Below are 17,410 nucleotides of genomic sequence, written 5' to 3' on the forward strand. Positions count from 1 at the left end.
CTATGAAGGCAGCTAGCCGCGAAGCACTCGCGAACTCACAATCCCGTGTGGATGAAATCCTCGCTGGCGATAAGAATGTCGCTAGTGCAGTCCAAGCGGGCCTGGATATCTTCGAGGTCGTCGACGTTTTGGATGGGGACCGCGAATTGCGCGTATCCTTCATCGACGTTGCAGCCCCGGCTGAAGCACGCAAGTCCTTGGCCGAGAATCTCTTTGGCTCCAAGATTTCTGCCGGTGCACTGAGCATCCTGCAGGAAGCTGCGGCGAACCAATGGTCTTCGCCGAAGGACTTCGTCAACGGGCTTGTATCCTTGGGCCGCCGCGCATTGCTGCGCGCCGCCGAGGCGCAGGGCCAATTGGGCCAGGTCGAAGACGAGCTTTTCCGCTTGGCGCAGATTCTGGACCGCGAGGGCGAGCTTACCCAGCTGCTTTCCGATCGAACTGCTGAATCCGCACGCAAGCGCGGATTGCTGGCAAACGTGCTCTACGGCAAGGTAACGATGTTTACTGAGGCGCTCGCGCTGCAGGCCATCAGCCGCCCAGAGCAAAACCCGATTGATGACGTAGCCGGATTGGCCGATACTGCAGCAGCCCTGCAGGATCGCACCATCGCGCGCGTTGTCGCTGCGGGTGAATTGAATGAAGGCCAGCAGGCAGTACTCGCTGAGAAGCTGGGCAAAATTTATGGTCGTGCGATGTCCATTCACTCTGAGGTTGACACCAGCCTCCTCGGTGGCATGCGCATCCGCGTCGGCGATGAAATCATTGACGGCTCGACGGCAGGCAAGATTGCCCGCTTCCGTGCCCAGATGGTGTAGCCGAAACGACAGAAACGATTTAAGTAAGTGCTGGAAGATACTACCGAGAGCAGGAAGAACATGGCGGAGCTGACGATCTCCTCCGACGAGATCCGTAGTGCGATTGCGAACTACACCTCGAGCTACTCCGCGGAGGCCTCCCGTGAGGAGGTCGGCGTGGTCATTTCGGCAGCTGACGGTATTGCGCAGGTTTCTGGCCTGCCATCCGTTATGGCGAATGAGCTGCTCGAGTTCCCCGGCGGCGTAATTGGCGTCGCACAGAACCTTGACACCAATTCCATTGGTGTCGTGGTCCTGGGTAACTACGAGTCCCTCAAGGAGGGCGACGAGGTTAAGAGGACCGGAGAGGTCCTTTCCATCCCCGTGGGCGAGGACTTCCTCGGCCGCGTTATTAACCCACTGGGCCAGCCCATCGACGGCTTGGGCCCAATCGAAAGCGAAGAGGAGCGCGTCCTCGAGTTGCAGGCACCTTCGGTGCTGCAGCGCCAGCCGGTTGAAGAGCCAATGCAGACCGGCATCAAGGCTATCGATGCGATGACCCCGATCGGCCGTGGTCAGCGTCAGCTGATCATTGGTGACCGTAAGACCGGTAAGACCGCGGTTACCATCGATACCATTTTGAACCAGAAGGCTAACTGGGAGTCCGGCGACAAGGACAAGCAGGTCCGTTGTATTTACGTCGCCATCGGCCAGAAGGGCTCGACCATCGCCAGCGTGCGCCGCACCCTTGAGGAGCACGGCGCGCTGGATTACACCACCATCGTGGCGGCCCCAGCTTCTGATTCCGCCGGCTACAAGTGGCTGGCACCGTTCTCCGGTGCTGCATTGGGCCAGCAGTGGATGTACCAGGGCAACCACGTCCTGGTTATCTACGATGACCTGACCAAGCAGGCTGAGGCATACCGCGCAATTTCGCTGTTGCTGCGCCGCCCGCCGGGACGTGAGGCTTACCCAGGCGACGTCTTCTACCTGCACTCCCGCTTGCTGGAGCGCGCTGCCAAGCTTTCCGATGACATGGGTGCCGGCTCCATGACCGCACTGCCCATCATCGAGACCAAGGCTAATGACGTCAGTGCCTTCATTCCGACCAACGTCATTTCCATTACTGACGGTCAGGTCTTCTTGGAGTCCGACCTCTTCAACCAGGGTGTTCGCCCGGCTATTAACGTCGGTGTGTCCGTCTCCCGTGTTGGTGGTGCGGCACAGACCAAGGGTATGAAGAAGGTTGCCGGTAACCTCCGTCTTGACCTGGCTGCATACCGTGACCTGCAGGCATTCGCTGCCTTCGCATCCGACCTGGACGCTGCCTCCAAGGCACAGCTGGAGCGCGGCTCTCGCTTGGTCGAGCTGCTGAAGCAGTCCGAATCCTCGCCGCAGCCGGTGGAATACCAGATGGTATCCATCTACCTCGCCGAGGCAGGCATCTTCGACGTCGTTCCCGTCGAAGACGTTCGCCGCTTCGAGGCCGAGGTGCACGAGTACCTCAACGCCAATACTCCAGAGGTCTTTGAGCAGATCGCCGGCGGCAAGGCGCTCAGCGATGAGTCCAAGGAAGCACTCGAGGCTGCAGCCAAGGAGTTTGCTCCTACGTTCCGCACCTCCGAGGGCCACAACTTGGGCACCGAAGAGCCTGTAGATCCTTTGGATGAAAATGACGTGAAAAGCACCGAGCTCAACGTCTCCCGGAAGACGGCTAAGTAGAGTTCAGCTCTCGTAATTAACCGTCTATATGAAAGAAGGGAGGAGAAACGATGGCTAATCTTCGCGAATTGCGCGACCGCATCCGGTCCGTGAACTCGACTAAGAAGATCACTAAAGCCCAGGAGCTCATTGCTACCTCGCGCATTACCAAAGCGCAGGCTCGGGTGGAAGCCTCTCAGCCGTACGCGACTGAGCTGACCAATGTCATGAACAGGTTGGCTGCAGCGTCGACGCTAGAGCACCCTATGTTGCGCGAGCGTGAAGACGGCAACGTCGCCGCGATTCTCGTAATCACCTCTGACCGAGGCATGTGCGGTGGCTACAACAACAACGTCTTCAAGAAGGCAGCCCAGCTCAAGGCCCTCCTCGAAAGCAAGGGCTACGAGGTAGTTCGCTACGTCACCGGCAGCAAGGGCATCGGCCACTACAACTTCCGCGAGGAAGAGGTAGCAGGCAGCTGGGATGGTTTCTCTCAGGATCCAACCTGGGAGGGCACCCACGATGTGCGTCGCCACATGATCGATGGCTTCGTTGCTGGTTCGAAGGGCACTACCAAGGGCCGCGAGGGCCTGCATGCGGAAGGTGAAGGCGCAGGTGTTACCGGTTTCGACCAGGTACACGTCGTCTACACCGAGTTTGAATCCATGCTGACTCAAACCGCGCGTGCGCAGCAGCTTTTGCCTGTTGAGCCTGTCGTGCAGGGCGAGGAGTACGAGATGGGTGACTCCGCACTGGAAGATCCGGAGCCGACGGAAAACATTTCCGCGGACTTCGAGTTCGAACCGGACGCGGATACCCTGATGGAAGCGCTGCTTCCGCAGTACGTCTCGCGTATCCTGTTTGCTATGTTCTTGGAGGCTTCGGCTTCCGAGTCCGCTGCACGCCGTACAGCTATGAAATCTGCTACTGACAACGCAACCGAGATGGTCAATGACCTGTCTCGCGTGGCCAACCAGGCCCGTCAGGCGCAGATTACCCAGGAAATTTCAGAGATCGTCGGTGGCGCTGGCGCGCTATCTGACAGCGCAGAAAGTGACTAGATTATGACTACAGCTCTGCAAGAGCAGAATGCACAGTCTTCGGCAGTCGCCGGTCGTGTCGTGCGCGTCATCGGTCCGGTGGTGGACGTGGAATTCCCACGCGAGGCACTTCCGGCCCTGTACAACGCACTCCACGTCGAGATTAAGCTCGAAGCTGTGGCAAAGACCGTCACCCTCGAGGTCGCTCAGCACCTCGGTGACAACCTCGTTCGTACCGTGTCCATGGCACCTACCGATGGCCTCGTCCGTGGCGCCGAGGTAGTCGACTCCGGAGAGCCTATCTCCGTTCCGGTCGGCGACGTCGTCAAGGGCCACGTCTTTAACGCCCTCGGTGACTGCCTCGATGAGCCAGGCCTCGGCCGCGATGGCGAGCAGTGGGGTATCCACCGCGAGCCACCAGCGTTCGACCAGCTCGAGGGCAAGACCGAGATCCTCGAAACCGGTATTAAGGTCATTGACCTGCTGACCCCTTACGTTAAGGGCGGCAAGATTGGCCTCTTCGGTGGTGCAGGTGTGGGTAAGACCGTCCTGATTCAGGAAATGATTACCCGTATTGCCCGCGAGTTCTCCGGTACGTCGGTCTTCGCCGGCGTCGGCGAGCGCACCCGTGAGGGCACCGACCTCTTCCTGGAAATGGAAGAGATGGGCGTTCTGCAAGATACCGCACTTGTCTTCGGCCAGATGGACGAGCCACCAGGAGTTCGTATGCGCGTGGCCCTGTCCGGCCTGACCATGGCGGAGTACTTCCGCGATGTGCAGAACCAGGACGTGCTGCTGTTCATTGACAACATCTTCCGTTTCACCCAGGCCGGCTCCGAGGTATCCACCCTGCTGGGTCGTATGCCTTCCGCCGTGGGTTACCAGCCAACCTTGGCTGATGAAATGGGTGTGTTGCAGGAGCGCATTACCTCCACCAAGGGTCGTTCCATTACCTCTCTGCAGGCCGTTTACGTGCCTGCCGATGACTACACTGACCCGGCCCCAGCCACGACCTTCGCCCACTTGGATGCGACGACCGAGCTGGACCGTGCCATTGCTTCCAAGGGTATTTACCCGGCAGTGAACCCGCTGACCTCTACCTCTCGTATCCTCGAGCCAGGCATTGTGGGCGAGAAGCACTACGAGGTAGCACAGCGCGTCATCGGTATTCTGCAGAAGAACAAGGAACTGCAGGACATCATCGCCATCCTTGGTATGGACGAGCTGTCTGAAGAAGACAAGGTGACCGTGCAGCGTGCCCGCCGTATCGAGCGCTTCTTGGGTCAGAACTTCTTCGTCGCGCAGAAGTTCACCGGCTTGGAGGGTTCCTACGTGCCGCTGCAGGACACCATCGATGCCTTCGAGCGCATCTGCAACGGTGAGTTTGACCACTACCCAGAGCAGGCCTTCAACGGCTTGGGTGGCTTGGACGATGTCGAAGCTGCATACAAGAAGTTGAACGAGAAGTAGGGAGAGGCACATGGCTGACATCACCGCCGAATTGGTTTCCGTCGAGCGCTCATTGTGGTCTGGTCAGGCCTCCATAGTGACGGCTGAGACCACTGAGGGTGAGATCGGCGTGCTTCCCGGTCACGAGCCTGTGATCGGTCAGTTGATCGACAATGGCGTAGTGACCATCCACCCAGTTGATGGCGCGCGGCGCGTTGCCGCCGTCCAGGGTGGCTTCCTCTCCGTTACCCAGGACAAGATTACCGTCCTCGCTGATTGGGCCATCTGGTCCGATGAGGTGGATGAGGCCCAGGCGGAAGAGGACTCCTCTTCGGCTCATGAGCTCACCAAGTCCCGCGGTGAGGCTGCATTGCGTGCACTTCGCCGCGCAGCAAAGGCTGAATAAACCTTGGATTGGTAGGAGAGGGCAGCAATAGCCGCCCTTCCTGCTCTCAGAAAAGCGCACTGGAATATATCCGGTGCGCTTTTTCACGTTTTCTTTGCCTTTTCTTATTGGCGCGGAGGCGGAATCAGGCGCTACAATCCAAATAATTGTTCTTTCACTAACCAAGGATGGCGTGTGGAGCCCATGAATTCAACGGTTATCTCGGTGGTCCTGTGGGCCTTAGCGTTGGTGGTATTGCTAGTAGTTCTGCTGGCGGCCCTGCGATTTTTTACTCTGCGCTCGCGCGGAACCGCGGTGTTGTTGCGCTCAATGCCGGCGAAGGATAGCTTTTCTTGGCGCCATGGCGTGCTGCGCTATACCGGAGAAGTTGTTGAATATTTCAAACTGCGCTCTGTATTTCCGCGCTATAACCTGTGGTTTAACCGCCTCGACATCACGATTTTGAACTCTCGTTCTTTGGATGATGACGAGGCTTCTTTTATGTCTGATGCCACCGAGGTGGTGCACTTTAGCACCGGGGATGCGGAATACGAGCTGGCTTCCGATGCCCGCGGGATCATGGCCTTCGAAGCCTGGGTCGAGGCTGCGCCGTCCAAGCGGCAACAGCGCTTTGATTACAAGCAATTGCGGGAGCGAGCCACCCGGCAGTCCAAGCGCCAATAGCAACAGGCTAGGGTAGTAGCCATGCGCTTAGTAATCGCCCGTTGTTCAGTTGATTACGTGGGACGGCTCGACGCCCACCTGCCCTTGGCGGACCGCCTGCTCATCGTCAAAGCAGACGGCTCGGTATCGGTGCATGCCGATGACCGCGCGTATAAGCCCCTCAATTGGATGACGCCGCCGTGTACGGTGAGTGAATCCGTCATCGAGGACGTGGATGGCAATGACACCGGCGAGGTCTTGTGGCTAGTGGAAAACCCAAAAGGTGAGCAATTGCGCATCACTATCGCGGAAATCCACGAGGATATCTCCTACGAGATGGGCGAAGACCCCGGCCTGGTAAAGGACGGCGTGGAGGCGCACCTACAGGAGCTTTTGGCCGAAAAGATCGACACGCTGGGTTCTAATTTCACCCTCGTGCGCCGCGAGTACCCCACGGCCATTGGCCCGGTAGACATCATGGCTAAAGATGCTGATAACCGGAATGTTGCCGTGGAGGTCAAGCGCCGCGGCGGGATCGACGGAGTAGAGCAATTGACCCGCTACCTCGAGCTATTGAACCGCGATGAACTAATCGCTCCGGTATCTGGCATTTTTGCTGCGCAAGAGATTAAGCCACAGGCCCGAACGCTTGCCGAAGACCGCGGCATCCGCTGCGTGGTCTTGGATTACCAAGAGCTGCGCGGGCTCGAGTCGAAAGAATTGCGGTTGTTTTAATGCCACGGCGAAATAGGCGGAAACCACAGGAATTCCGGCCGCTGCCCAAGGACGGCTCTACCTTCCTTGGTTCGCAGACGGTCGAGGGCCCCAGCTGGACGCACGGTGAGCCGTATATCATGCGGCACATTGGCTCCGCGCGGGCGCAAAAATTCTATATTTGCCCGGGGTGTAACCAAAATATTCCGCCTGGGGTTGCCCACATCGTCGCCTGGCCGCGCGATACCGGCAGGCAGGGCGATGACCGCCGTCATTGGCACCGGCATTGCTGGGAGCGAAGGTAGACTTACGGGCATGATTGTTGCATTTTCAGTAGCACCCGCAGTGGTGGATAATGACTCCGGCGAGATGGCCGATGCCGTGGCGGAGGCGGTCCGCGTGGTGCGGGAATCCGGCCTGCCTAATGAAACCAACGCCATGTTTACCCTTGTAGAAGGCGAGTGGGACGAGGTTTTCGGCACGATTAAGAAGGCCACCGAAGCGGTACGTGCGGTATCGCCGCGCACCTCGTTGGTTATTAAGGCCGATATCCGCGAAGGCGTGACGAATCAGTTGACAGATAAAGTAGACGCCGTGAATCGTCGTTTAGCTAAGGAGGATTAATGACTTCTGCGAATAATGCTTATGTAGGCGGCGCCCTCGATCTCAGCCAGGTCAAGGCCCGTGCGGAAGCCCGCCAGCAGGCACAAGAGCAGCCGCAGTCTAACGGAGTCCAGCCATTTTTTACCGTCACCGAGGCGAATTTCGAGACCGAGGTGGTGCGCCGCTCCACTGAGGTGCCGGTCGTCGTCCTCATTGGCACCTCGCGCTCTACCCAATCCGACCAGCTGAAGCAGGACCTGCAGGAATTAGCTGCGGCGGGAAACCTAAGCTTCCTCGTAGGCTACGTGGATGCGGATGCCACTCCACAGGTCGCGCAGGCCTTCGGCGTGAAGAACCTGCCCACCGTGGTAGCCATTGGCGCAGGCCAACCGCTGACCAATTTCGAGGGAGCGCAGCCGAAGGAGGCCCTCAAGCAGTGGCTGGATAGCTTGGTAGAAAACGTCGGACCGCAGCTGAAGGGGCTCGAGGCTGCACCGGCCGCAGCGGAGGAGGAAGAAGAGGACGACCCTCGCCTGCAGGAGGCAGAATCCTTCCTGAACTCCGGCGATTTCGATGGCGCGATCAAGGTCTACGAATCCATCTTGGAAGCGGAACCGGATAATACGCAGATTAAGCAGGCGCGGGACACAACGAAGCTTTTAAAGCGGCTGGACCCGGCCAATCAAACCGAGGACCCGATTGCTGCTGCGGATGGGGATAAGGGGGATATCGGCAAGCAAATGCATGCCGCCGATGCCGAAGTCGTGGCAGGTGCCGCAGAAAACGCCTTTGACCGCCTCATCGAGGCCATGAAAGTCACCGCCGGCGATGAGAAGGCGCAGCTCAGGGAACGCCTGCTCGAGCTCTTCGGCCTCTTTGCCGGCAATGATCCGCGCGTTCTTGAAGCGCGCACGAAGCTGGCAAGCGCGCTGTATTAAAGTCGGCGGAGCTGTGTCAATTACTGCGGGCGGTGAATAGATCAGTCACAATGGAAGGCGTGAACGACGTAACCCCAACTGATCAAGACTGGCTCATCGACTTCCGTGGCGTGGAGCTTCGCCGCGGTGGCAAGAACTTGGTAGGGCCCGTGGACTGGCAGGTCGAGCTCGATGAACGCTGGGTCATCATCGGGCCGAACGGTGCCGGAAAGACCTCCCTGGTGCGTATGGCGGCCGCGGAGGAATTTCCTTCCAAGGGCACGGCCTTTTTGATGGGCGAGCAAATTGGCAAGACCGATATGCGTGACCTGCGCGCGCTGATTGGTCTCTCCTCTGCTGCCGTGCAATCGCGCATTCCCGCGGATGAGCGGGTCTACGACCTCGTCATTTCTGCCGGTTACGCGGTCTTGGGCCGGTGGCGCGAAGAGTATCAAGACATGGACTTTTCCCGCGCCGATGACATCTTGGCCCAGGTTGGCGCTAGCCACTTAAAGGACCGCACGTGGACGACGCTTTCGGAAGGCGAGAAGAAGCGCGTCATCCTCGCCCGCGCTTTGATGTCCAATCCGGAGCTGCTCATCCTGGATGAGCCTTCTGCCGGCATGGACCTCGGCGGTCGAGAGGACCTCGTGGGATATTTGGGCGACCTCGCGATGGATCCGGATGCCCCGGCCATCGTCATGATTACCCACCACGTGGAAGAAATCCCGTACGGCTTTACCCACGCGATGCTTCTGGATGAAGGAGAAGTAGTAGCGAAGGGGCTCATTAACTCCGTGCTGACCTCGGAGAACCTATCCCAGGCCTTCCACCAGCCCATCCAAGTAGATCGCATTGGGCAGCGATACTTTGCCCGCCGGATATCTTAATGAACAACCAGATTCATGACCGGCTCGATGCGATCGACGCCAGCGATACCACCGGGTTTAACGGTGGGCGCATGGCGGCGACCGTGCTCTTGCTTCGCGATGGCCCCGACGGGCTCGAGGTCTGGGTCCAAGAACGCGTGAGCACCATGCGTAACTATCCGGGCCATGCCGTATTCCCTGGCGGTGGGGTAGACCCGCGCGATTTCCCACCGCGTTCGTGGGATTCCGGTGACTTGTGGGCCGGAAAGTCTGTTGTGGCTATGGCTCGGCGGATGGGAGTCACCAAATACAAGGCCCACGCCCTCGTCTTCGCCGCGGCCCGCGAGCTCTTCGAGGAATCCGGTACCTTGTTTGCGATCCGGGATGACGGCACGATTTCTAATGCGCGCCGGTATCACCGCGAGCGCAGGCTCTTAGAAAGCCACACCATCTCCTTTACCGAGTTCCTTAGCAATAACGGGATGCGCGTCGATGCCGATATGCTCCTCCCATGGGCCCGGTGGGTGGGGCAAAGCAAAAACCATTGGTTCGATACTTTTTTCTTCGTTGGTCTGCTTCCGAGCGGGCAGGAGCCGGACGGGGACACTCATGAAGCAGATGATGCCGGATGGTTTTCGCCGCAGCTCATCCTGGAGGGCTGGCGGGCCGGACTCGTCCGCCTCGTAGTTCCTACATGGGCGCAAATGCAACGGTTATGCAAGTACTCCACCGTCCAGGAGGTGCTTGATGATGCCTCCTCGTCCGACCTTCGCCCCGTCATCGGCGATCCCCGCGATGACCCGCAGTATGCGGAATATTTCGCCACCACCCCTACAGAGCGCATATGAGTTTTAACCTCGATGAAGTCCGTTTCTTAAGCGAGCACAACGCCGAACTGGCTAGCTTGGACTTGGAGCTGAGCAAGGCTTCGCAGCTAAAGGATTTGGAAAAGCTGAAAGCCGCCTACGGCGATTATGCGCGCTGCGCCATGGAGCTACTTACTGCCCGGCGGGGCGGAAAACTGCCTGAGACCTGGCTTATGGATGCCGATTCCGCCCAGCAAGCCACCCCGCTGTCGGTTGCGCGCTATAGGTCCGAGTTCTTGCGGCAGCGGGGAATGCGCACCGTGCACGATGTCACGTGCTCCATCGGTACCGAAGGCTATGGAACGAGCCTTGACTACTTCGGCTCCGATATCGATGCTTCGCGCCTTGCCATGGCCCGGCACAATTTGGCTTCTAACCATTTCTTTCAAGCAGATGCACTCACTACGACCACCACGGCGGACGTCATTATCGCCGATCCCGCCCGCAGAAAGGCGGGGCGTCGCATCTCCCGTCCGGAGGATTTGCTGCCACCGCTACCGGATCTGATCGCCGCGCACAGGGACGCCCACGTGGCCATTAAGTGCGCACCCGGCCTTGATTTCAGTGACTGGGACGGATTGGTCACCGTCAGTAGCGTCAATGGGGCAGTTAAGGAAGCGTGCCTCTACACACCAGGCCTCGGAACGGGCAGGCACGCGGTGATGATTCAGGGCGAGTCAGTTGATGTCCTCACGGATGAAGAGCAGAACCTGCCAGAGGCTGGCGAAATCGGCACCTACCTCATTGATCCAGATGGGGCAGTGGTGCGCGCTGGACTCGTGCAGCACTACGCGGCGCGCGAGGGCTTGTGGCAGATTGATCCGCGAATTGCGTACCTGACGGGCGAGCGCATTCCACAGGGAACGTCGGGATTTCCATTCATAGAAAAGGTCCCCCTAAAGCGCCTAAAATCTGTACTAAAGGCCTATGATGCAGGCAGCCTAGAAATCCTTGTGCGCGGCGTAGATGTGGACCCTGATCAGCTAAGGAAACAGATGAAGTTGAAGGGAACGCGGCCTTTCGCGGTCATCATTACGCGAATTGGCTCACAGGGTATCGCTTTGCTCTGCCAACCCCGAGTATTATCGTCCGAAGATAATTACGCAATATAAATCTATCGGAAAGGTGAGTGCCCTTAATGCCAACGATTGTGGCTCTGGTCAAGCATGTACCGGATACGTGGTCCACCAAATCTTTGGAGGATGACCACACCCTGGATCGCACCTCCGTGGACAACATCATTGATGAGATTAATGAATACTCCGTGGAACAGGCGCTGCGCCTGCGCGATGAAAATCCGGATGAAAACTACCGTGTTGTCGCTGTAACGATGGGCCCCGCACAAGCAGATGAGGCCCTCCGCAAGGCGCTTGCGATGGGTGCAGACGACGCGGTCCTCGTATCCGATGACGCCCTAGCCGGCGCCGATGCACTGTCTACCGCCTGGACACTGAACGCAGCGATTAACACGCTAGAGGATGTTCAATTGATCACCTTGGGCAATGAGGCTTCCGATGCCTCGACCGGAACGCTCGCGGGACTGCTCGCTGAATACCGCCAGCTGCCCGCCTTGACCGAGCTGCACCAGGTGGAGCTTTCGGGCAGTACGGTAAAAGGCAGCCGCGAGGACGCCCGCGGAACCTGGGAGCTCGAGGCCGCCCTTCCTGCGATTATTTCCGTCACCGATAAGGCGGATAAGCCGCGTTTCCCCAACTTCAAGGGACTTATGGCTGCAAAGAAGGCAGAGATCACCACTTTGAACGTGGCGGACCTAGGCATCGAAGCCATTGCGCCCACCACGACCGTTACCGAATCTTCCAAGCGCCCGCCGCGCACGGCCGGCGAGGTTATCTCGGAGCCGCAGCCGCAGGATGCTGCGAAGAAGATTGCTGACTTCCTAGCCGCAAAGAACTTGATTTAGGAGTAAAAATGTCTCACGTTTACGTACTTGTTGAACACGATGCAGACAGCATTCTCCCCGTCACCGGTGAGCTCATTACCGCCGCACGCGAATTGGGTACGGTGTCTGCGGTGGTCGTCGGCAAGCAGGCAGATGCCTTCGATGCCGAGCTAGCCGCCCTCGGCGCCGCCCAGGTGGTGCAGGCAACGGCGGAGGATTATGACCAGCGCCTGGTGATCCCTGAGGTTGATGCCTTGCACGCCCTGGGCGCAGCCAATCCGGCGCCCATCGTCCTGGCCGCCAGCCCGACGAATAACGAGATTGCGGGCCGCCTGTCTGCCCGCCTGGCTTCCGGCGCGCTCGCGAATGTGGATTCCATCAAGGCGGATGGCTCTGCAACCATGACCATTTTCGGTGGCACCTACGAGACCACCTCGCAGGCTTCCGGCAGCTGCCCGATCTATACCCTGCAGCCTGGTTCCGTTGCGGCGGAGCCCCAGCAGGTGGAAGCCCAGCCGGCCCCCATGCCGCTGCCTGCGGCAACCGAGAAAGACGTCAAGGTTAATTCCTTTACTCCCGCTGAGAAGTCCGCCCGCCCCGAGCTCACCGCAGCCAAGGTCGTGGTCTCCGGCGGCCGCGGCGTCGGCGATAACTTCGCCGAGATCGTCGAGCCGCTTGCCGATGCCCTCGGTGGCGCCGTCGGTGCCACCCGCGACGCCGTCGATGAAGGCTTCTACGATGCCACCCATCAGGTGGGCCAGACTGGTGTGACCGTGTCGCCCGATCTCTACATTGGCCTGGGCATTTCCGGTGCCATTCAGCACACCTCGGGCATGCAGACCTCCGGCACCATCGTGGTGGTCAACCAGGACCAGGATGAGCCGTTCTTCCAGATCGCAGATCTCGGCGTCGTCGGTGACCTGCACGAAATCGCCCCAGCCCTGACCGAGGAATTGAAGGCGCGCCAGTAATGCCGCACTATTTCGACTACGCTGCAACCCAGCCGATGCGCCAATCCGCCATCGACGCATGGGTTGCCGCCTCCGGCTCGCTCAACTCCAGCGCCCAGTACGCCTCTGGCCGCAGGGCACGTTCCGTGCTTGACGATGCCCGCGAGAAAGTCGCCTCCCTCCTTGGGTGCGAACCCATCGAGGTCGTCTTTACCTCCTCTGGTACCGAGGCGGATAATATCGCTATCCAGGGCCTTTATGCTGTAGGCAATACCAACCGCATCATCTCGACGGATATTGAGCACCCAGCCGTGCGCGATACCGTGAGCAAGCTTGCCCAAGCCGGCGCCACCGTGGACCTGCTCCCCGTGGACCGCAGCGGGCATATCAGCGATGGGGGCGCCTTCTCGAAACCTGCCGATCTTGCCACCTGCATGTGGGCCAATAACGAAACCGGTGCGATTCAGCCCATCGAGGAGCTTGCCTCCCTCGCGCAACAATCCGGTATTCCTATGCACGTGGATGCGGTGCAGGTAGCGGGCAAGCTGCCCATCAATTTTGCGGAATTGGGCATCACGACGCTCGCCGCCAGCGCCCACAAGTTTGGCGGCCCGCGCGGTATCGGCGTGCTATTGGCCAAGCGCACCCCAGCGCCGCAGCCGATTTCCTATGGCGGCGGCCAAGAGCGTGGACTACGCCCAGGCACCGTGGACGTCGCCAGTGCCTCGGCGCTCGCCGCTGCCTTGGAAGAGTCGATCGCCGAAAGCGCTGCCGAGGGCGAGCGCATCGCTGGACTCCGGAACAAGCTGCGGGATGGGATCCTTTCTTCCATTGACAACGTCGTGGTGAATTCCACCGAGCCATGCTTGCCGTCGCACCTACATGTTTCTTTCCCCGGCACCGATGGCGACAGCCTCATTATGCTGCTGGATTCGCTGCAGATTGAGGCATCGACTGGCAGCGCCTGCAGCGCAGGCGTCAACCGCATGTCCCATGTGCTTTCTGCAATGGGCGTCAGCGAGGATGAAGGAATCGGCTCCCTTCGGTTTACCTTGGGGCGCCTTACCTCTGAAGACGATGTGGATTACGTGCTCGCGCACTTGCCAGATGTCGTTGCTCGGGCCCGCACGGTCTAGGTATCAGCCCTTTCTTTGGCAGCATTGCGCCGCGCGGCGATTGCCTGGGCAACGGTGAGCGCCCAGTTCTTATTCTTCGCCGCTAGCGGCCCCTGCGGTTCATCGTATTCCCACCGTCCGTCTTGGAAGAGCCAGACAATGTCCCCGCTGTGCGGATCCATGATGTAAAAGGCGCTTTTATCCGTCTTTACATTGTGGTGGTGCTGGCACAGCGATGCCAAGTTTCCCGCCGTTGTTTTCCTCCCTCTGAGAAATCGATCCTGTGATCCTTCTGGCACCTGTAGGCCGGGCGGTTGCACCCCGGCCAGCGGCACACACCATCTCGACCCTCCACATAGGCACCGATGAGCGGCGGCGTGGAGTAGGCCGGGCTAACCCTTGTTGCCGCCTGGTCCATATCCCGTGTCGTAGTCGGGGCTAGCCGGTCTGCGGTATCTGGGTGAACCCATCCATAGCCCTGGATGAAACCGGGCGCCGCTTTTATATCGCTGGCGCGATACATATAAAGGTGCACCTGAGATTTATCTTCGACGGTTCCGAGGATCAGCTGGGCCAGGGCATCGGCCTTGCTAATTCCGTGCTCTTCCGCCGTGCGCTGAACAACCTCGTCAATGAGGATGAGCGCATCTTCGTCGAACTCTACGTTTAACCCTGCTCGTCCGCCCGCGGTGGGGTAGATGAAATAGGATTCATTTTGAGATTCCTCTTCCTCGGCGTCCTTGTCTCCCGTAGTGTCCGGGGATTCCATCGTGATGAGCCCATTGAGCTTTCGACGCAGGGCAGCGTTCGATGGAAAACTTTGGCCCGGCTTTGTGGGAGTGAGGTACTTTTCCAGTTCGGCGTCTATGCGCTGGAGGGCGCTGTTGTCTACTTCTCCCAGCTTGCTCAAGACCGCATCAATGGTGATAAGCCGAGAGAAATCGAGGAAGTAGTAGGTTTCCTGCAGCAGTTGGGTGCGCGGCAACTCTTCTAAGCGGTACAGGGCCATGGTGATATCCCTCGTACGTCGCTCGCTCAAGCCGGTGCGCCCCGCCAAGGTATGGCACGAGATATCGAAATCGTCTTCTAGGCTAGGTTTAATTTCCTTCCAGAGCAGGTAGTCGGACTTTCTATTGCAGGTGGCACTAACCGCGATGTCATCGTGTGGGTCAGTGATGAGGTAGTAGGGTTCCACGGCGATTATCCCCCGAATTTCGCACTAAGTTTCTAATTTCCATAGCTTCACCATAAGCCACCCACTCAACCCTCGCAAGCCGAAAAGCGAATATATGTTCTAGATGGTACATTTCCAACGAGTTTGTCTACGCGAGTGAAAAATTTGTCTCTAAGGTGCGTGTGTTGCAAATGTGGTTAGTGTGAATGATTGTTAAACTCTCGCGCATGACAACTATGAGGGCACTCCGCAAGAGCATCATCGCGGTTATCGCTGCAGTTGCAGTCACGGTAAGCGGGACCGCTGCCGCACAGGCAGCATTGGGAACCAGCGCACCAAAAGGTATTGATATTGCTGCCCACCAGCACCCAGGTGGCATGCCTATTGACTGGAATAAGGTGAAGTCTGATGGCCAGTCCTTTGCCTTTGTGAAGGCAACTGAGGGTGGGGACTGGATTAACCCGCACTACGTCAAAGATATTCAAGCTGCCAATTTGCACGGTTTGAAGACCGGCGCATACCACTATGCGCGTCCAGCTGGCGATGCGAAGACGCAGGCCGCAAACTTTGCCACGCAGATTGCATTGGCGCCGAATCAGACGTTGCCGCCGGTGCTCGATATCGAGGTTTCCGAGGGCAAGTCCGCCTCCCAGTTGGAGAGCTGGATCGAGGAATTTACCACCGAGCTCAAGCGCCTGACCAACCGCACGCCAATGATTTATACCTATAAGTACTTCTGGATCGGTGAGATGAATAACTCCCAGAAGTTCTCCAATATGCCACTGTGGTTGGCGGCATACCAGGATGAAGCGCCGGATCCAGTGGGTGGGTGGAAGAACCTGTCCTTCTGGCAGCGCTCCGGATCGGGCAAGGTTGCCGGTATTCCAACCGATGTGGATTTGAACCTCTTCAATGGCACGAAGCAGCAGCTTGATTCCTTTAGCGGCGGCAATTACGTCGATATCGGCGGCGCGCTCGATAGCCTCGTGCTTGATGATGGCGTCGATCTGAGCGCCGATAGCACTCCGCTGATTGGCGCCATCTTTGCTCTTGCGGCAGGCCTCATCGCCATGCCCCAGCTTGCCGATGCCGCCAAGGATGCCGGCCTCGATGCCCAGGCCGCCGAGGGCTTGGCAGCTTTTGTGAAGACCTTGGAAGACGAGGACGCTCTGCCTCTCAAGCAGCTTGGCAAGATGGCAGTCGGTGACTTCACCGTCGGTGACTTGGCGATGTTGCTAGAAAACGCTGGCCATGTCAATGGCGTCGACAAGGGCGAAGTCTCTGGAGCTCAGGTAGAAGAAGCCAAGGATGCGGCGAAGAAGGCCGGTGCCGATGTCCCCGACTTCGACGCTAATCAGGTGGCCGAGCTGCTCAATCGTGTGCTGAAGTAGCTCCCGCAAAGAATTTTCGGGTCCAGCTTTCATCCTTAAAGTGAGCTGGGACGGCCCCACCTAAGAGTGCCTTTGCCAGTTGAGCGGCTTGTACCGAGCCCTCAGCTGGCAGTTTCGTGTCTGAGGCCAGCAAGATGATGTTTCCATACCGGCGCCCTTTGAGCATGGGCGGGTCAGCGATTACGGCGAGGTGATCGAAGACCTCAGAAAGCCCGGCCAGCTCTTCCTTAGCCAAGTGGAGATCCGAGTGATCGCCGCAGTTCGCCACGTAGAGGCCGCCGGCAGACAGGGATGACTTAGTCGCGTGGAAAAACTCCACAGTGGTTAGGTCTTTCGGGGTTTTATCCCCAGCGAAGACATCGCGGATAATGATATCGCGGCTGGCGGGTAGAAAACTTTCGGTTTCCTTTCGGGCATCGCCGGGGCGGATCTTGACGGTGGGGGAGCGGGGGACATCGAAAAGATCGCGGACTAATTCGCCCAGTTTGGCATCGAGCTCGACTACCGTATGGCGGCTGTCCGGCCACAGGTCGGCAAAATAGCGCGGGAGTGAGCAACCTGCCCCGCCGAGGTGGGTAACGCGCAGTTTATTGGGCGAGACCGTATTTAGCTGTTCTACCGCCGCTGCGATCCAGCGCATGTACTCAAAGTCGAGTTCCTGCGGCTCGCCCAGCACGATATGGCTGCTAGGAACGCCATTGACGTTAAGGATATAGGCCCCGTCGCGGAATTCATCCGGCACAACCTCGGCGGTGCCGGTGGAGATCTCGTAGGTGCCGGTGATGCCTGACCTGTTCGCGGCTCGCTTTCTACCCATGGGGTTCAAGCTTAGGGAATGGAATCGATTTAAGCTGCGTTGGGGCAAGGGAGTACACT

General features: G+C 58.8%; 20 protein-coding genes. 17 read left to right on the plus strand and 3 right to left on the minus strand.

Translation table 11 applies throughout. The annotated features are described in order from the left end of the window. Nucleotides 1-2: 2 nt before the first annotated feature. The 16 genes from CACC_RS05135 (at nt 3) to CACC_RS05210 (ending at nt 13,990) form a co-directional block, all read left to right on the plus strand. Nucleotides 3-818 carry a F0F1 ATP synthase subunit delta gene (locus CACC_RS05135; RefSeq protein WP_005280198.1) on the plus strand — a complete coding sequence of 272 codons (816 nt, stop codon included), beginning with the start codon at nt 3-5 and terminating at the stop codon, nt 816-818. A 60-nt stretch (nt 819-878) separates the two neighbouring features. Continuing rightward, nucleotides 879-2,519, plus strand: a complete 1,641-nt coding sequence (gene atpA, locus CACC_RS05140) for a F0F1 ATP synthase subunit alpha (RefSeq protein ID WP_023017789.1) — start codon at nt 879-881, stop codon at nt 2,517-2,519. Between the two features lie 50 nt (nt 2,520-2,569). Next, nucleotides 2,570-3,559, plus strand: coding sequence for a F0F1 ATP synthase subunit gamma (locus CACC_RS05145; protein WP_005280200.1), 990 nt, complete (start codon nt 2,570-2,572; stop codon nt 3,557-3,559). A gap of 3 nt (nt 3,560-3,562) precedes the next feature. After that, nucleotides 3,563-5,008, plus strand: coding sequence for a F0F1 ATP synthase subunit beta (gene atpD, locus CACC_RS05150; protein ID WP_005280201.1), 1,446 nt, complete (start codon nt 3,563-3,565; stop codon nt 5,006-5,008). A gap of 10 nt (nt 5,009-5,018) precedes the next feature. Beyond that, nucleotides 5,019-5,393, plus strand: coding sequence for a F0F1 ATP synthase subunit epsilon (locus CACC_RS05155; RefSeq protein WP_005280202.1), 375 nt, complete (start codon nt 5,019-5,021; stop codon nt 5,391-5,393). Nucleotides 5,394-5,576: 183 nt separating this feature from the next. Beyond that, entirely contained in the window at nt 5,577-6,056 is a 480-nt protein-coding gene (locus CACC_RS05160) for a DUF2550 domain-containing protein (RefSeq protein WP_005280203.1), read from the plus strand. 21 nt (nt 6,057-6,077) lie between these two features. Next, nucleotides 6,078-6,770 carry an endonuclease NucS gene (gene nucS, locus CACC_RS05165; protein ID WP_005280206.1) on the plus strand — a complete coding sequence of 231 codons (693 nt, stop codon included), beginning with the start codon at nt 6,078-6,080 and terminating at the stop codon, nt 6,768-6,770. Beyond that, nucleotides 6,770-7,054, plus strand: coding sequence for a hypothetical protein (locus CACC_RS05170; RefSeq protein ID WP_081445490.1), 285 nt, complete (start codon nt 6,770-6,772; stop codon nt 7,052-7,054). Before nucS ends, CACC_RS05170 begins: the two co-directional genes overlap by 1 nt. 10 nt (nt 7,055-7,064) lie before the next feature. Continuing rightward, nucleotides 7,065-7,373, plus strand: coding sequence for a thiamine-binding protein (locus tag CACC_RS05175; protein ID WP_034653892.1), 309 nt, complete (start codon nt 7,065-7,067; stop codon nt 7,371-7,373). Beyond that, a complete protein-coding gene (locus CACC_RS05180) occupies nt 7,373-8,290 on the plus strand; it encodes a tetratricopeptide repeat protein (protein ID WP_005280208.1) in 918 nt (305 codons plus the stop codon). The genes CACC_RS05175 and CACC_RS05180 overlap by 1 nt, the downstream gene beginning before the upstream one ends. Before the next feature lie 50 nt (nt 8,291-8,340). Further along, complete coding sequence (locus CACC_RS05185; RefSeq protein WP_005280209.1) at nt 8,341-9,159, plus strand: ABC transporter ATP-binding protein; 819 nt, start codon at nt 8,341-8,343, stop codon at nt 9,157-9,159. Beyond that, nucleotides 9,159-9,986: an NUDIX hydrolase gene (locus CACC_RS05190; RefSeq protein WP_005280210.1), complete on the plus strand. Its 828-nt coding sequence runs from the start codon at nt 9,159-9,161 to the stop codon at nt 9,984-9,986. Before CACC_RS05185 ends, CACC_RS05190 begins: the two co-directional genes overlap by 1 nt. Beyond that, the gene (locus CACC_RS05195; RefSeq protein ID WP_005280211.1) at nt 9,983-11,116 is read left to right on the plus strand and encodes a THUMP-like domain-containing protein; all 1,134 of its coding nucleotides are present in this window, start codon (nt 9,983-9,985) and stop codon (nt 11,114-11,116) included. The genes CACC_RS05190 and CACC_RS05195 overlap by 4 nt, the downstream gene beginning before the upstream one ends. A gap of 26 nt (nt 11,117-11,142) precedes the next feature. After that, on the plus strand, nt 11,143-11,925 hold the full coding sequence (locus CACC_RS05200; protein WP_005280212.1) for an electron transfer flavoprotein subunit beta/FixA family protein: 783 nt from the start codon (nt 11,143-11,145) through the stop codon (nt 11,923-11,925). Nucleotides 11,926-11,933: 8 nt separating this feature from the next. Further along, complete coding sequence (locus tag CACC_RS05205; protein WP_005280214.1) at nt 11,934-12,875, plus strand: electron transfer flavoprotein subunit alpha/FixB family protein; 942 nt, start codon at nt 11,934-11,936, stop codon at nt 12,873-12,875. Beyond that, nucleotides 12,875-13,990 carry a cysteine desulfurase family protein gene (locus CACC_RS05210; protein ID WP_005280215.1) on the plus strand — a complete coding sequence of 372 codons (1,116 nt, stop codon included), beginning with the start codon at nt 12,875-12,877 and terminating at the stop codon, nt 13,988-13,990. The genes CACC_RS05205 and CACC_RS05210 overlap by 1 nt, the downstream gene beginning before the upstream one ends. On the opposite strand, the gene CACC_RS05215 is transcribed toward CACC_RS05210, so the two are convergent. After that, nucleotides 13,987-14,151: a hypothetical protein gene (locus CACC_RS05215; protein ID WP_005280216.1), complete on the minus strand. Its 165-nt coding sequence runs from the start codon at nt 14,149-14,151 to the stop codon at nt 13,987-13,989. The two genes, CACC_RS05210 and CACC_RS05215, sit on opposite strands and share 4 nt — an antisense overlap. Nucleotides 14,152-14,177: 26 nt before the next feature. Further along, entirely contained in the window at nt 14,178-15,164 is a 987-nt protein-coding gene (locus tag CACC_RS05220; RefSeq protein ID WP_005280217.1) for an HNH endonuclease signature motif containing protein, read from the minus strand. Between the two features lie 206 nt (nt 15,165-15,370). Between CACC_RS05220 and CACC_RS05225 the strand changes: the two genes are divergently transcribed. Continuing rightward, nucleotides 15,371-16,534, plus strand: a complete 1,164-nt coding sequence (locus tag CACC_RS05225; RefSeq protein ID WP_035108652.1) for a glycoside hydrolase family 25 protein — start codon at nt 15,371-15,373, stop codon at nt 16,532-16,534. Here CACC_RS05225 and CACC_RS05230 read toward each other — a convergent pair. Next, complete coding sequence (locus CACC_RS05230; protein ID WP_005280219.1) at nt 16,515-17,351, minus strand: spermidine synthase; 837 nt, start codon at nt 17,349-17,351, stop codon at nt 16,515-16,517. The genes CACC_RS05225 and CACC_RS05230 overlap by 20 nt on opposite strands. Between the last annotated feature and the right edge of the window lie 59 nt (nt 17,352-17,410).

The sequence above is a fragment of the Corynebacterium accolens genome (genome assembly GCF_023520795.1).
Lineage (GTDB): Bacteria > Actinomycetota > Actinomycetes > Mycobacteriales > Mycobacteriaceae > Corynebacterium > Corynebacterium accolens.